Source organism: Klebsiella sp. M041, from assembly GCF_059759695.1.
On sequence record NZ_JCAXWU010000023.1, the window covers coordinates 49880 to 64314 of the forward strand.

15 protein-coding genes and 2 pseudogenes are annotated in these 14435 nt (G+C 50.4%); 7 read left to right on the forward strand and 10 right to left on the reverse strand.

All coding sequences use genetic code 11. From position 1 onward, the window contains the following. Nucleotides 1-464: 464 nt before the first annotated feature. The gene (locus tag AC6CWS_RS23050; protein ID WP_002885064.1) at nucleotides 465-746 is read left to right on the forward strand and encodes a YjcB family protein; all 282 of its coding nucleotides are present in this window, start codon (nucleotides 465-467) and stop codon (nucleotides 744-746) included. A gap of 46 nt (nucleotides 747-792) precedes the next feature. Here the strand turns inward: AC6CWS_RS23050 and AC6CWS_RS23055 are convergent. Beyond that, nucleotides 793-1041 (reverse strand): annotated as a pseudogene (locus AC6CWS_RS23055) (ABC transporter permease); the annotation flags it as partial. A gap of 19 nt (nucleotides 1042-1060) precedes the next feature. Between AC6CWS_RS23055 and AC6CWS_RS23060 the strand changes: the two are divergent. Continuing rightward, nucleotides 1061-1255: pseudogene (locus AC6CWS_RS23060) on the forward strand (inositol monophosphatase family protein); the annotation flags it as partial. Nucleotides 1256-1282: 27 nt separating this feature from the next. On the opposite strand, the gene iraM reads toward AC6CWS_RS23060, so the two are convergent. Together iraM and AC6CWS_RS23070 are read right to left on the reverse strand one after the other, a co-directional pair. Then, a complete protein-coding gene (gene iraM / locus AC6CWS_RS23065) occupies nucleotides 1283-1636 on the reverse strand; it encodes an anti-adapter protein IraM (protein WP_023291644.1) in 354 nt (117 codons plus the stop codon). 269 nt (nucleotides 1637-1905) lie between these two features. Beyond that, a complete protein-coding gene (locus AC6CWS_RS23070; protein ID WP_080901800.1) occupies nucleotides 1906-2853 on the reverse strand; it encodes a LysR family transcriptional regulator in 948 nt (315 codons plus the stop codon). Between the two features lie 122 nt (nucleotides 2854-2975). Here AC6CWS_RS23070 and AC6CWS_RS23075 point away from each other — a divergent pair, with 122 nt between their 5' ends. Both AC6CWS_RS23075 and AC6CWS_RS23080 read left to right on the forward strand, forming a co-directional pair. Continuing rightward, on the forward strand, nucleotides 2976-4142 hold the full coding sequence (locus tag AC6CWS_RS23075; protein ID WP_032454566.1) for an SMP-30/gluconolactonase/LRE family protein: 1167 nt from the start codon (nucleotides 2976-2978) through the stop codon (nucleotides 4140-4142). 287 nt (nucleotides 4143-4429) lie between these two features. Then, nucleotides 4430-6010, forward strand: coding sequence for an MltF family protein (locus tag AC6CWS_RS23080; protein ID WP_080901801.1), 1581 nt, complete (start codon nucleotides 4430-4432; stop codon nucleotides 6008-6010). A gap of 326 nt (nucleotides 6011-6336) precedes the next feature. Here AC6CWS_RS23080 and AC6CWS_RS23085 read toward each other — a convergent pair whose 3' ends face one another. Both AC6CWS_RS23085 and AC6CWS_RS23090 read right to left on the reverse strand, forming a co-directional pair. Then, nucleotides 6337-6582, reverse strand: coding sequence for an AbrB/MazE/SpoVT family DNA-binding domain-containing protein (locus tag AC6CWS_RS23085; protein ID WP_001514834.1), 246 nt, complete (start codon nucleotides 6580-6582; stop codon nucleotides 6337-6339). Nucleotides 6583-7238: 656 nt separating this feature from the next. Beyond that, on the reverse strand, nucleotides 7239-8603 hold the full coding sequence (locus AC6CWS_RS23090; protein ID WP_498256442.1) for an anti-phage deoxyguanosine triphosphatase: 1365 nt from the start codon (nucleotides 8601-8603) through the stop codon (nucleotides 7239-7241). Between the two features lie 424 nt (nucleotides 8604-9027). On the opposite strand from AC6CWS_RS23090, the gene AC6CWS_RS23095 reads away from it, so the two are divergent. Further along, nucleotides 9028-9696: a DNA adenine methylase gene (locus AC6CWS_RS23095; RefSeq protein ID WP_024189874.1), complete on the forward strand. Its 669-nt coding sequence runs from the start codon at nucleotides 9028-9030 to the stop codon at nucleotides 9694-9696. Continuing rightward, a complete protein-coding gene (locus AC6CWS_RS23100) occupies nucleotides 9693-10538 on the forward strand; it encodes an 8-oxoguanine DNA glycosylase (RefSeq protein WP_001514830.1) in 846 nt (281 codons plus the stop codon). The genes AC6CWS_RS23095 and AC6CWS_RS23100 overlap by 4 nt, the downstream gene beginning before the upstream one ends. Here AC6CWS_RS23100 and AC6CWS_RS23105 read toward each other — a convergent pair. The 5 genes from AC6CWS_RS23105 to AC6CWS_RS23125 all read right to left on the reverse strand — a co-directional run bounded on the left by AC6CWS_RS23105 (nucleotide 10482) and on the right by AC6CWS_RS23125 (nucleotide 13911). Then, complete coding sequence (locus AC6CWS_RS23105; RefSeq protein ID WP_224376115.1) at nucleotides 10482-11168, reverse strand: nitroreductase family protein; 687 nt, start codon at nucleotides 11166-11168, stop codon at nucleotides 10482-10484. The two genes, AC6CWS_RS23100 and AC6CWS_RS23105, sit on opposite strands and share 57 nt — an antisense overlap. Beyond that, nucleotides 11134-11739: a 7-cyano-7-deazaguanine synthase gene (locus AC6CWS_RS23110; RefSeq protein WP_016236833.1), complete on the reverse strand. Its 606-nt coding sequence runs from the start codon at nucleotides 11737-11739 to the stop codon at nucleotides 11134-11136. The genes AC6CWS_RS23105 and AC6CWS_RS23110 overlap by 35 nt, the downstream gene beginning before the upstream one ends. After that, nucleotides 11736-12977 (reverse strand): PfkB family carbohydrate kinase, encoded by a 1242-nt coding sequence (locus AC6CWS_RS23115; RefSeq protein ID WP_001514827.1) that lies wholly within the window; start codon nucleotides 12975-12977, stop codon nucleotides 11736-11738. The genes AC6CWS_RS23110 and AC6CWS_RS23115 overlap by 4 nt, the downstream gene beginning before the upstream one ends. Further along, on the reverse strand, nucleotides 12974-13306 hold the full coding sequence (locus tag AC6CWS_RS23120) for a hypothetical protein (RefSeq protein ID WP_001514826.1): 333 nt from the start codon (nucleotides 13304-13306) through the stop codon (nucleotides 12974-12976). Before AC6CWS_RS23120 ends, AC6CWS_RS23115 begins: the two co-directional genes overlap by 4 nt. Before the next feature lie 485 nt (nucleotides 13307-13791). Then, complete coding sequence (locus AC6CWS_RS23125; RefSeq protein ID WP_077258877.1) at nucleotides 13792-13911, reverse strand: IS1 family transposase; 120 nt, start codon at nucleotides 13909-13911, stop codon at nucleotides 13792-13794. 446 nt (nucleotides 13912-14357) lie between these two features. On the opposite strand from AC6CWS_RS23125, the gene AC6CWS_RS23130 reads away from it, so the two are divergent. Then, the coding region (locus AC6CWS_RS23130; RefSeq protein ID WP_223602338.1) for a hypothetical protein at nucleotides 14358-14435 on the forward strand (78 nt) is incomplete at its 3' end.

The following is a 14435-nucleotide window of genomic DNA, read 5'->3' on the forward strand; positions in this document are numbered from 1 at the left end:
ACACGTTAGCAATCGCGACTGCGATAGACATCAGCCGATTTCCGCCAGCCCTCACGGGCGTCAGCTTTACCACTGACAGGGAAGAATAATACTTATTTATCAGGTATTCGGAAGATATTCCGCCAAGATTAAGAATAGACGCGCTTCTGACTCGGTTTCTCCGTGTATTAAACAAGAACAAGTAATAAAACCCGCAGAATAATAATCATTAGCAAGAGAATGAAAATAAGATCATCAGGGGTTACTTACTAATATCCACATAAATATCAGTGTTATTAAGCGCAACGAAAGCTCATTTTTTGACTGGTGAATAAAGCGCCAAGTGTGATATAGTTCACACAAGTTGATGAAACAGAAATGGCGTTTCATCACTCTCTAGTACGCCAGTTGAGACCAGAGCGCTATGCCATCGTCAGTCGCGCCAGGTCGTCCATGGCTCTCCGACTTTCTTTGAGGACAGGTTAATGGCTTCCATTACTACCAGTGTTGTGTTGTTGCGCTGGCCCCTGGTGAGCGCGGTACTGATGTTTCTTGCCAGTTCACTGAATATCCAACTTCGCAAAAGCGATTATGCCGGTCTGGCGGTGATCTGCAGCTGCCTCGGCCTTGCCGCCGCCTGCTGGTTCGCCACCGGTTTGCTCGGCATCACCCTGCTCGATATTGCCAAAATCTGGGGCAATATCAAAGATGTGATGATTGAAGTCATGAGTCAGACACCGCCAGAATGGCCAATGATGATGACCTGAGGTTAAAAAGCTTCCCACCGGGAAGCTTTTTCGTTTTCTGCAGCCCTTATTTCCCCAGTCTCGCCATCATCTCCGGACGCATAAATTTATGGATCACCACCATAAAGAGCAGCGATGGCGCCAGCAAAATCAGCGCGGTAATCGACGAGACCTGATAGTTACCCGACATGCTGGCGTTATTGAGCAGCAGCGGTAGCGTAGTGACATCCGGCGCCCCGACGAAAAAGGTGCCGGTAAACTCATCCAGCGACTCCAGAAAAACAAAGATGCTGGCGGCAACGATCCCCGGGGTGGATGATGTCTGCTCTGATAACGCCGCCGGCCAACTCCATGCCTATTATGAAGCGCATATGAACAGCTGGGACGCGCTGGCAGGCATGCTGTTGATTGAGGAGGCGGGCGGAACGTGCAATGCGTTTCTCGCCAATGAGGGGCTGCGGCGAGGTAACCACGTGCTGGCCGGCTGCGCAGGCGTCCAGCCACGACTGGCCGCCCTGCTGGAGAAATGACGCTACACCGCCCCCGGCGTGGCCTGACTACCGCCAGGTTTCGCTGCGGGGAATATTATTCGGGCAGCGCTTAATCGCGCAAAAGGACTGGTAAAAACAGGAGTCAGACCGCTCGCCGCCGGCATGGTATGGGCACGATGGCCGCTCGCGTAATATTTCCCACTGCGCCTCGTCGTACACCGCAATATTGTAGATTTTTAATGAATGATACTGGTCATTAATTAAAACTCTTGAGGAATAGAGCTTCATTGTCTCGCCAGGCAGCAGGATCACATCGGCCTCGTACCACATAATAAATTTTAAGAAACGCAGGCTGGATATCGCCGAAAAGGCGATGCCGGATTGCGGGCAGATCAGAGTATTAAGAATAGTCCATTTCATATTCCTTCCTTATATAAATGCTACAAATTGTTACCGTATATAGTGATAGCATTCATTAATATAAACTGCAAGCATCCCTGACAATTATTTGACTTAAGACAATTCCTAACAACATACTCAATTATTAGTAACGTTTACTTTTCGTCGAGAGATTAATGATTAGACGCTATAAAAATAGAAACAAATCAACCTAAGAAAAGAAAATACAATAAAAAATAAGATTAAATAAAAATAATTGACAATATGTATTAGTCCCTTTGGATGAGTCTTCATCCATTCGTATCAGACGATGTGGCGCTGAGCGTCGCCAAAGCTTCCGCCGGCAGGGTCAGCAGCGCAATCAACGCCCGTGCGGCGGCTGACTGGCTTTTATGCGGCGGGTAAACGACCGAGAAAGGCCGTGAGCGTCCGGCGAATGCTGGAAGCACAGGGACCAGCTCCCCACGCGCCACCGCCTCCTGCACAATAAACGCATAGCTCTGGCAGATCCCCGCCCCTGCGAGGGCCAACGAGACTACCCCGAGCACATCATCAGAAACATGCAGGGAGGAAGGCGGTAGCCAGTTAATATCCTGGTCATTTTCACGAAATACCCATTCCGCAACTTTTCCCGTCGCCGGCAAAATAAATGTCAGGCATGAATGATGGCGCAAATCGGCTATTTTATTGAGCGGTTGCGTCGTAGAGCATAAATAAGCCGGCGAGGCCACCAGACATAGCCCGGCATCCTCCAGTTTTTTTGCCACCAGACCACTGTCGGGTAAATGTCCCTGGCGCACCACCAGGTCGAAACCTTCGGCGATAATATCGACATTACGGTTGGTCATATTCAGCTCAATCTGTACGTCGGGATGTAATTGACGGAACAGCGCCAGGCGCGGCGGCAGACGGTAGTGTCCCCAGGTGGTGGGTACGCTCAGCTTTACGCGTCCGGACAGCGACCCTTCTTGCCCCTGCGCCTCCCGTTCGGCATTATCCAGCACCTCAAATGCCTGGCGGACCTGAATCAGGTAAGCATTTCCGGCCTCAGTCAGGCTGATCCGCCGGGTGGAACGGCGCAGCAGCTGACATCCCAGGCGCGTCTCAAGACGGGTGACGGCCCGGCTGAGCACCGACGGCGTTGACGATAGCGCCACCGCGCCGGCGGTAAATGACCCGCGCTCGGCCACAGCCAGAAACACTTCCACATCCGAAAGATAATCAAACCGCCGGGCCATTTGGTTCTCCAGAGAACAAATGATTGTCATTCCCGGCATCTTATCTTCGCCAGGGGAATTAATAAAATCCTTTACCAGAGCTAACCAACCCTCTCTCGTTTTTCTGCTTCCTGGAGACCATAATGCATCGTTTTTCACTTGTTATTCTCGGCCTACTGTCCCTGGGACAGAACGCGCTGGCGGCAGGAGCCGACGACCCCGCCCATTTAGCGCTCTGGCGCAGTTATGCCGGGGTAACCTGGGAGCAGCGCGTCGATGCGCGCTCCGTCGATGCCCCCATCGCGGGCTTGCATTTTGACGCCGCTGGCCGGGCGTTTGTCAGTACCCCACGCCTGATCTCGCCCCAGGCGCCCGCTACGCTCAGCCTGCTCGATACCGCGTCGCTGAGCGGCCCCGCACGCCTTACCGCCTTTCCATCCACCGAGGCGAACAGCATCAGCGCCGATCCCCGCACGCACCTGCGCAATGTGCTGGGCTTTTATGTCGACCACCGCAACGGCTGGCTGTGGGCATTAGATCAGGGCTTTGTCGCCGGCGAAAAGACGGCGCCGCCGGAGGCGCAAAAGATCATGATTTATGCGCTCAGCGACGGCAAACTGGTGCAGCGTATTCCGCTCGACAGCGTTGCCGATCGTGAAGGGAGCTTTCTTAACGATATTGTGGTCGATGAAGCGCGCCGGGTGGCCTATATCGCCGACAGCGGCCTGCGCAGCGCGCCGGATAACCAGGCCGGACTGATCGTTGTGGATGCTCAGCGTGGGACGGTTCGCCGGGTACTGAATAAGCACCCGGCGCTGATGCCGGTTGCCGGCCTGCAGGTGACGTCCCATGGGGAAACCGTCTGGCCGGGCAATCCCATTATTCTGGGCATCAACGGTATCGCGCTGTCACCGGACCAGGAAACCCTCTACTGGACGGTCACCACCGGCACCACGGCGCGGACCATCGCCACCGCCGCGCTGCGCGATCCCGCCATGAGCGAACGACAACTCGCCGCCGCCATCCGTACAGCGGGTGAGGTCGGCGGGAATAGCGATGGCATCGTGGTCGATAAGCATGGCGCGCTCTATATCACCGATGTGACCCATAACGGTATTGTCCGGTATCGCCCGCAGAGCGGACAGTTCACCCTGCTGGCCGCTGACGAGCGCGTATACTGGCCCGATACGCCGACTATCGGCCCGGACGGCGCGGTAATGTTCACCGCCAGCCATTTAAACCAGCACTTTGCTCAGGCGGTAAAACCGGGCGAAGAGAAATATACCATCTGGAAAGTGGTGCAGCCCTGATCCACACAGCAGGCAGGCCCAACGGGCCTGCCTGGGGTTTATTCAACCGCAATAATATCTGCCGATAATTAACGCAAACGGAAGCCTTATGACTGGCCCTGAAATATCATCAGATCTTCCTTCTTCGCTATTCTCTTTTCCCTTCCTGCATAGCCAAATAATAATAATCTGCCGAACGATACTCGGCGGCATGTTCAGGTTTATCAGCGTTATTTTCCTATTATTGAATCCGGCTAACGGCAGCCGTTCTGCTAAAATAAACACATCCCCCTGCGGAGTGTTCCTCCATGAACGCCAACTTGCTATCACGCCTGTTTATCGCCTGGCTCACCTGCCTCGCGACGCTGTTATTCGCCCCTATCCTGCTTGCGGCGGAGGCGGAAAAAGCGCCGCCGGTGGCAACCGAAGACAACACGCTGTCAATCCATATCGACGACATGCTGCAGCCGTGGAAAGGCGATCTGCCTGGCATGCTTGATCGGCGCACCATCCGGGTATTAACCACCTACAGCAAGACCTTCTTTTTTATTGATAAGGGAACCCAACGCGGAGCGACGCACGACATTTTCATGGCGCTGGAAAAAGATCTGAATAAACAGCTGGCCAGGGATAAAAAGCTGAAACAGCGCCACCTGAAGCTGCATATCGTTTTCGTGCCGGTCAGCCGGGATAATCTCTTCACCGCGCTCAATGAAGGTAAAGGGGATATCGTCGCCGCCAACCTGACCATCACTTCGTCGCGGGAAGCCCAGGCCGCTTTCGCTCAGCCGCTCTACAGCGGCGTCAAAGAGTTGCTGATCTCCGGCCCGGCGTCGCCAAAGGTCGACAGCCTGGAGCAGCTCTCCGGTCAAACGGTCTTTGTTCGCCGCTCCTCCAGCTATTACGACAGTCTGCAAGCGCTGAACGCCCGATTTGCCAGTGAGTCAAGACCGCCGGTTACCCTGGAAGCGGCGCCGGAAGCGCTGGAGGATGAAGATCTGCTGGAAATGCTCAACGCCGGGCTGGTGCCGTTGATCGTCGTCGATCAGCATAAAGCTGTTTTCTGGAAACAGGTGTTTCCGAAAATCCAGGTCCATGACAACGTGGTGCTGCGCGACGGCGGCAACATTGCGTGGGCGGTACGCCAGGACAGTCCACAGCTGCTGGCGCTGCTGAACAACTTCGTGAAAAAGAATCGTCAGGGCACCACGCTGGGCAATACTCTCCTGCTGCGTTACCTGAAAAACGCTAAATATGTCAAAAATGCCGCAGCGAGTCAGGAACGGCGCAAGTTCCTCGCCATGGTGGACGTCTTCCGTAAATATGGCGATCGCTACGATGTCGACTGGCTGCTGATGGCGGCCCAGGGATACCAGGAGTCGCGGCTGAACCAGTCGGTTCGAAGCCACGTCGGCGCCGTCGGGGTGATGCAGGTGATGCCCAGCACCGGAAGAGAGCTGAAGGTGGGCGATATTAAACAGCTGGATCCCAACATTCATGCTGGCGTGAAATATATGCGCTGGATGATAGATCGATACTATGCTGATGAGCCCATGACCCGGCTGGATAAAGCGCTATTTACCTTTGCTTCCTACAACGCCGGTCCAGCGCGTATCGCCCGCCTGCGCACCATGACCAAACAGCGCGGGTTTGATCCAAACGTCTGGTTCGGTAATGTCGAAAATCTGGCGGCAGAAAAAATCGGCGCGGAAACGGTGACCTACGTCAGCAATATCTATAAGTATTACATCGCCTATCGGCTGATCGTCGATGACATGGCCCGCAAACAAAAAGCGACGGCCGCGCCGCGGCAGAGGCCAGCGACACAGCCCGCCGCACCGCAGCCAGGCGTGGCGACGCCCGCAACCGCTCAGGTGCCCGCGGCCTGAAGCGCTCGCGATCCGCGATCAGTGATCAAAACGACTCCTGAGGCGGTGGTGGAATAATCATAAAAAAAGCCCCGGCGAAACCGGGGCTTTCTGTTTTAACTACGCGGCTATTGCGTCTAAGGCAAGCCTTAAAAAGGTTCTAATTACCTGATAGTGGAAAACAAAACAAAAAATATAATAATTTCATATTGTTATATGATAATTTATTAACTATGTGAAGTTTATAGTAAAAAATAGCCTTTATTACGACTAAAAACTTTACTTTCCTCTCTTGGTTGTTGCTCACCGCAATCATTCCAATTTTCTGGAATTAGTCTAAAAGAGAATCAGAGCAACTCTTTGCCTATTGGCAGCCTGAAGTCAACTCTGTTGTGAAGATTAACCTCAGAAATGCCCTCAATAAGATTTTCAAGGGAATATTTAACCAGTTCCGCTGGGCCAATAATGATACAGCCATTTTTGGCTTCAATATCAATAGCATCGCCGATACTGAAGCCAACTTTTTCCATAATTGCTTCTGGTATTTTGAATACTGGGCTATCTCCGCATTTCTCAATAATTATCTGGATCATTAGAGCTCCCCCGCTAGTACCATCATACATCATGTCTATAACTATGATTATATATCAACAACTTACATTATTTCAAACCATTTAGTAAGTATCATTGCACTAATCAGTATTAGTAAAAATAATTCAACTATCTTTTATTAATAGATAATTGATACATCCCGCTACAGCACATCGTCCGCATCAAATAGTATCTAATTGATTAGAAATGATTTTAATTTAAAACAGATGAAAAAAGTCAGATGTGCTGTAGTGGGAAAATGATTTTTAATGGAGTGGCTTGCAGTGCAAAAACCTCCTGTTCGATCACCATTTAACAAATGAAAATTTACACAAACTTACAGAAAGGCTCAAAAATTTGTATACATAGCGCAGTTGAGGTTAGGATAAGCAAAGCTTCCCGCCTCCGGGTTGCTACTTACCAAAAATACCAAAGCGGGGTGCTACCCCCGCTTTTTTTGTAACTAACACTTATTCAGTAACCGTGACTTTCTGGCCCAGTGACGCGCAGTATGCTGAGTTAGCAATAGAGCTTATGCTATCCCAAAAAAAGCCATAGAACCCGACAATACTGATAAGGATTGAGCCCCCCTGAAAACAGGGCCAGTGCCAACTTCTAATTCATCATGCTCACGGTTTTGCCATGTGCAGGGGGAACATCAGAGTCTGTCAAAGATTGATCCTTTGCGCGGAACAAAGATTTTCTCATACATCCGGGTCGCGTACTCGTCCGTCATACCTGAAACATAGTCGCTAATGACCCGCATTTTTTTATCGTCAGCTTTTTCAGCTTCTCTATACTTCTTGCACGTCTCTGCCGGGAGAAAACGTGTGGGGTCGCTTGCCAGCACATTGAACAGCTCTACAATCAACTTCTGGCCTTTAAACTCCAGTAGCTGAACGTTTTCGTGCCGGATAACCTTGTCCTCAACCAGACTGAAAATGGCCTCACGTAAGGCTTCGACTTCAGCAGGTAGTGCCACTTTATAGCGAAGCATTCCGCACTTGAAATCAGGATGCTGCACCTGAAGCGTGACACTTGTGATCATCAGATGAACCAGCGTTCCGATACATTCCTTGCGAAGGTAGCTTCTGCCGAACAGCTTATCGGCTACGTCTTCAGCGGTCAGGTCAAACGAGCTACGTTGACATGCTTCAAACAGATGCGACTTGTCACTGAAGTAGTCCATCCACATGCTTTTGTCGATCATTCTCAGTGAGATCGCGTCCTCAAGATCATGGAGTGAGTAGGATATCTCATCCGCTAAGTCCATAATCGTTGTGTCCAGCGCTTTATATTTCGTTTTCCTGTGCTCAACCGGCTCGGTGGTCTTTCTTCCGGATCTGAATAACAGCGCATCATCATGATCAAAAGGTTGGAGTGCGAAGCTGACAGTATCCGCTTCGGAGTCCAGATAGCATTTCGGGAGCTTAAAGCCGGAGGATTTAAACAGCCATTCACGGCTTCCTGACTCTAGCTGGCCGTAAGCGCTCTCGTTGACTACCTCAGAGTAGCTTGCCGGGTATTTCAGCACGCCTAGAATAAGCCTGCGCGTCGGATCCAGCCCGTTGGACTCGGTGTACTTATCCAATTGGGTGAGTATACGCAGCGTCTGTCCGTTACCCTCAAAGCCTCCATAGGCTCTCATGCAGTAGTTAAGCGCAACTTCACCACCATGACCGAAGGGGGGATGGCCGATATCGTGGGCAAGGCAGATAGCCTGCATAAGGCTTGGGTGAGGCAGGAATTCCGCCTCAGCCGCTACCCCAACGGGATAGCGTATATTCAGCTGAGACAGGATGCCGCTGCCAATCTGCGCTACCTCCATAGAGTGAGTCAGCCGTGTGCGGTAGAAGTCGCTCTCGCCCAGCCCCAGCACCTGTGTCTTCGACTGTAATCGCCTGAACGCGGAAGAGTGGATTAGTCGGGAAAGATCACGTTCGTATTCCGACCTTATTTCATCTGGCCTACGGGTATTGTTCCCCTGACGTTCAGACCAGAGCTGTTCTTTGCTGCGTGTCATACAGGCTCCTGTGGGCAGAATATAGCAATCAGCCTGCTTAAGCGCAGACGTGAGAAATGTAAACCCGGGGCTGAGATTCGTCCCTGTTATTCGGAATGAATCCTCTGTGCCAGCAAACTACCCAGGTTTTATCATCGTTAAAGAGTTCCGGGCGAGTGCTCGTCCGTGCTGCACCCTGGAAGTGAAAATGCATCCGTCGCATCCATCATTGAGCAGAATAAATTATCTATCGCATCTATTCCTGTAACGAGACAATATATTTTTTAAATCATCACGTTGCTATGCGTTAGTGCGAACAGCTATGCAATAGAGTTTACAAAAAACGAACTATCAAGTTATTGATTATGTACCTTGTAGTAAAGGAGCGCGTACACCAATACCGATTGTAATTGACATCATCGTCAGAAATGACGATGATTAGCGCATGAGATATCCCGGTGGTAAAGGCAAGTGCTATCAGAGACTCATCAACCTGATGCCAGTGCACGAGACATATATTGAAACCCACCTTGGTGGAGGAGCTGTGATGCGCAACAAACGGCCAGCAGCCCGTAATATTGGAATCGATATTGACCAACAGGTTATTGATGTATGGCGCGGCGGGGATATTCCCTGCGAACTCATTCAGGATGACGCTATAGCGTATCTCAGTACGTTTCCGTATCAGGGTAGTGAACTGGTTTACGCCGACCCACCCTATGTTCATAGCACGCGTAAACGTAGCAAAATCTATCGTCATGAATATTCAGATGACGATCATCGCCGGTTGCTGCAAGTGCTTGCCAGGTTGCCCTGCATGGTCATGATATCCGGTTACGGAAATCCTATCTATGACGAAATGCTGAGCGGATGGCGCTGCGAGCGATTTAACGCCAAGACTCATACGAGCGTGCGTGAAGAATGCGTATGGATGAACTTTGATGTTCCTGACAGGTTGCATGACGCGCGATACATGGGCAGCAGTTATCGGGAAAGACAGACTCTGGCCCGCAGACGCACTCGGCTTTATGATCGCATAGAACGAATGGAACCCGCAGAGCGCAACGAACTGATCAACTGGCTGAACGCAACTTATGGTCTGGAGACTGTATGACGCAGCGCGGAGCGGTCTTCATTGGACCGACAATTATCAATCTTGACTTTCCAGCTCCGGAACAGGATATCCTGCCGGGAGTTCGGTGGGGAAGAATTGAGGCGTTCCCATCGCCAGCGTACTGGGCCTATCAAATACTCGCCCGTCGTCTGGAAGTCAATGCCGTCAATTACAAGCTTGGGCGAACGCTCAAAGAGGAAGTGGGTGCCTGCCTGCTGGGTGGACACGGCATACCAGCTGCGATAGGCCTTGCCGCATTCAATAAGCTGAAGGATTGCGGTGCGTTTGATGCTCAGCCACCATCTGAAGCCACTCTTTACGAATGGCTATCAGAGCCCATTAAAACTGGTAACAAATCAGTGCGTTACCGCTTTGCTCGGCAAAAATCGCGCTATCTCTCGGTTGCACTAAACAGGCTGGATGTAGAGATGCCGCCGACGGATTCGGGCCGTGCTCTCAGAGACTGGCTGACCTCCATTCCCGGTATTGGTCATAAAACGGCATCATGGATAGCACGTAACTGGCTCTGTGCGGATGATGTCGCTATTCTGGACATTCACATCCTTAGGGCGGGATTACTTGCAGGTTTTTTCCCGGGAGACCTTACTGTTGAACGTGACTACCTGAAGCTGGAACAAATATTTCTGGAGTTCAGTGAAGCTATGGGCGTAAAAGCATCCGAGCTGGATGCGCTTATCTGGTATGAAATGCAGGCCTCTTCCAGTACGGTGTTCAGTCTCATCGAAAACATGCGCGACCAGCCTCTTGCGAAATTGCGCCCTCGTTCATCGCGAGCCAAAAACCGCCAGTCCGGTACCAGCCAGACGACCTTCCAGTTTTAATCCGGAGCACCAGTCATGGCCTGTAATGCCCAGCGGGCAAAAATTGCATTCTAGCGCTTCGGCAACAAGCGCCATCTGCCCAACAAGAACACCAGAATCGCGCCAAACAAGGCTATCAGCATCTGAATATTTTGCTGACGTTTTTCCCGGCTCAGCGATAAGTCTGACAATAATTCCGCTCTGGATATCAATTACCGGCAAAAGCTCATCGCGTATTTCGAATCGGGTCTGCTCAGGGATCCGAAGCGGTGCCAGCGCGTGCATGTCAGGCAGATACAGCTGCCACCCATCCCGTTCAGGGAGGGAAAGAATAATGTGAATAGGATGTATGGCCCCAGCGGAGGGGACGGGGCGTTGAGTTAGTGGAAAGCCATAGCTTGAATGTCCCACAGCCATCACTCTGCCGGTTAGCCATAGCCAGTGAGATAGCTGGGCCTGACTGACGTGGCTGAAGTTTCGCTGTGTTCTACGGGTTTCGATCACATCATTCAATCCGGGAAGCACTGCATTCTCCGAAGGAGGCGGCAGAAAAAACGGATCTCCGGCGGGCCAGTTAACGGGTTGATAACTGAGTGGCTGTTCGCGAGGAACAGGACTAGCGGGAACGGTCCAAGTCATATCCGACATCATCCAGAACCTGAAAATACTTATTGCACCCCCGGCAGTTGCCGCATGGGATGTTTGCCTTATGGCAGCTATGGGCCCAAGCGAGGCCACCTGGCGTAACATCTGAAATTCTGATCAACTCAGAGGTTGATAACGTAATTGCCGGAGCTTCGACAACCATGCCTCCTTCCTGAAACGACATAAGCTCACTGATTCTGCTGATAAAGCCTATGGTACCATCTAGATGCGTTTCATCTGACTTCACTGTGCCGATCCACAGGTGCGTGACGCCAAGCGTTATTGCCTTCATGGCCGCCAGCGAGATGAGCATCTGGTTACGATACGGCCACCAATCGCTCGATGGTGCATTCGGATCCATAGCGGTACCAGCCATATCCCCTGATCCCAGCGAACGGCAGTCAATGCGTATAATGTGATGCTCAATTCCAAGGGCCTCACAGGTGGCAGTGGCAGCTTTAATTTCGGCATTGGCGGCTTGCTGACCGTAGTCGAGTGTCAGTGCTATATCCGGGCGCTTCCACCAGGCAATAGCAATGGAGTCCATTCCGCCAGAAAGTAAAAGTGCGGTTTTCATTTTTGAGCGGCCACCCAGAGCGTTTTATAAATTGCTGTGACGTAATCTTTGCTCAAGATACATCCTGATCCTTCCATCATTTTCTGATCCTCTTCCGATTCGTTCTCGGCATAGAACACCACCGGGGTGCCTAGCGCCCGTGCGTAACCGACTTCATAGATGGTGCCGGAGTCGAGTGCATCACCTATTGCAAAAACGATGTCGGCCTGCCGTATCGCATCAAGATCCTTTTCGACTACTTCTTCTGCGGGTCCGTGTCCAACCATGTGGTAGGGGGAAAAAACGTCCAGCCCAAGATCGCTCAGGTTCCGTCGCGCTTGCTCAACAAGCCAGAGCTGTGCCAAGGTAAAGAAGGGGCCAGCCAGATAGACTTTTCTGTTGCCACCCTCAATGAACGCCTGAGAAAGCTTGATGGGGCTGGGACTGAAAGCAGCCAGCCCTTCTGCTGAAGGAAAAAGTCCGCTTTCGCAGTAGCATGCGGTGGCAAGTGAGGCATAATTCGCAGCATCGTGGGCTGTTTTTTTGTTCAGCATCCACTCACGGGAAAAATAGGCTACGAATGCGTCACCAGATCCAATTTTGTTGACCCGACTTGTCTCATAGGCAGGGATATAGGATATTTTCCCTTTATCGCAGATGAGTGCACCGGCTGGGCCCTGCTTGATAATGATGACTTCGGCATGACCACTTTCGTAGAGAAACTCTGCATGCTCTCTGTCGGATAATTCACTCTGGCCACTAAGGGTCTTCGCCTCATAGCGATTAAGGATCAATGCGAGGTGCTTTGCTCTGGATCCGTTTGCTGTGAATGGCTCCGGATTGGTCACATTCTGGGGATCATATACTGCGTATTCCGCGTCGATTACAGCGGATCCCTCCAGCATTCCATAGCGTAGAATACAGGGCGCTTTCACTGTAATGGCCGGGTAAGGGGTGTCCGGGTAATTGAAAATTCGAGGTTCCGCCAGCCCATGCTCATAATGGAATATGACGGATTCACGTACTTCATTCGTATGAAGCGTGAAGTTTTCAAAACAGGCGCGTTCTCGAAGAACCGAATTGACTACTTCATCAGCGTAGGTGTACAAATCAACGTTTACACCGAGCGTTGCCAGTGCTGATGCCGCCCTTCCCGCTGAACCGTAAACCTGGTGATTTCCTGGATAAAGGATAATTTCATGATAGGCACCGCCTGCAATAGTGATGATCTCCGTACTGACCGTTTTGCTGTTGCTCATATCGCGTACACACTGACCCTGACCTGACCACCGTTAATGGCGGTCACTTTAGCAACATAGGTAGTACCATTACTCATACAGTCACGGAGGCGCTGGATGTAGGGAGAAGCGATACCCCCAGCCTGCATACCGTTGTGCATAGCAACCGTTAGCAGAGTCCCATTTGAATTGATTTGCATAATCCCCATAATCACGCCGATTGACAGCTGCGCTACGACATGCGGATCAGGCGAACTTAACTGAGTATCAATCGTAAGTTTTTCACAGGTCACTTCAAAATCATCCTGACCGAACTGGCCGCCAAAGCTACCCCCACCAGAGCCTGACATAGACACCTCATGTTACAATTATTAATATATTTGATATTTGTATATCAATAAATTTTGTCGGTGTATAGAAAAATTGTTTGCTTTATGTGCAGGTATCAGGTGCTATTTTTTTAACTAACATTAGTCATGATTTGTCTTGATAGTCATCTCGGTAGCGTCAGCCTAGGGTCCTTCGAGCAGACCTCGTCGTGAGGACAGAAAGTGTCCATAATTACGGCACCACCTCAATTAACGTATTGAATAAATTACCTATTACAGATAAAACAATCGTTCTTAGGGATAAAACTTCCGTTACCCTAATTAAACATGTACTTAAACATGTACTCTACCTGGTTGGGCTTTTTCCAGCGAAAAAACGCGGAGTTAGCACACATGAAGCGGAAACACAGAGTATTCACCTCCCTTTCGCGCCGTAAACGCCGCGCTAAAACCCGAGAAATCAAAAACCTTATCCACCGTGAACGGCATCACTGTGGTGGTGTATTCTATGACGAGTGCGATATAGATGAGGCATTTGCATGCGGAAATTGGAAGTGGAGCAACATACTTTTCTTGGGAACCTCATCAGAATCACAGCGGGGACAATGGATAGTTACAGTAGCCATGGGAATACCTCAAATGAGGGCAGGATATCATAAAATCCAACTATTCAGAGGCATCACCGCCTATTGATTAGTAGAACTCATTCTTTTTATAATCTTAATCGCATTCTAATTAACTCCGCAGAAACATTAAGAACCGCGGAGTTAAATTGCGTAAATCATTTCATGCAAAAATAATAAAAACAAAAAAACAAGGCTGTGAGATATATTATACCCTTAACTTTCCCAAGCCCAGATGTAACTTTCTCAATAATACCAGAGGTAACAATACTGTCACATCTCTGATCTATCACTTCTATATTGGAATCGCCATAGAATAGAGGCAGCCAATATTTTTCCATGAATCCACTACCTTCATCAAAATAATGACTATGTCCACCTTTAAAAAATCTATTTACAAACCTTGCATTATTAAGCGGCTTTGTTGAATAAATCGAACTTTTGCTAAGTTGAAGGATCAGATCACGCATCTTCCCGACAACGCAGACCGTTCCGTGGCAAAGCAAAAGTTCAAAATCACCAACTGG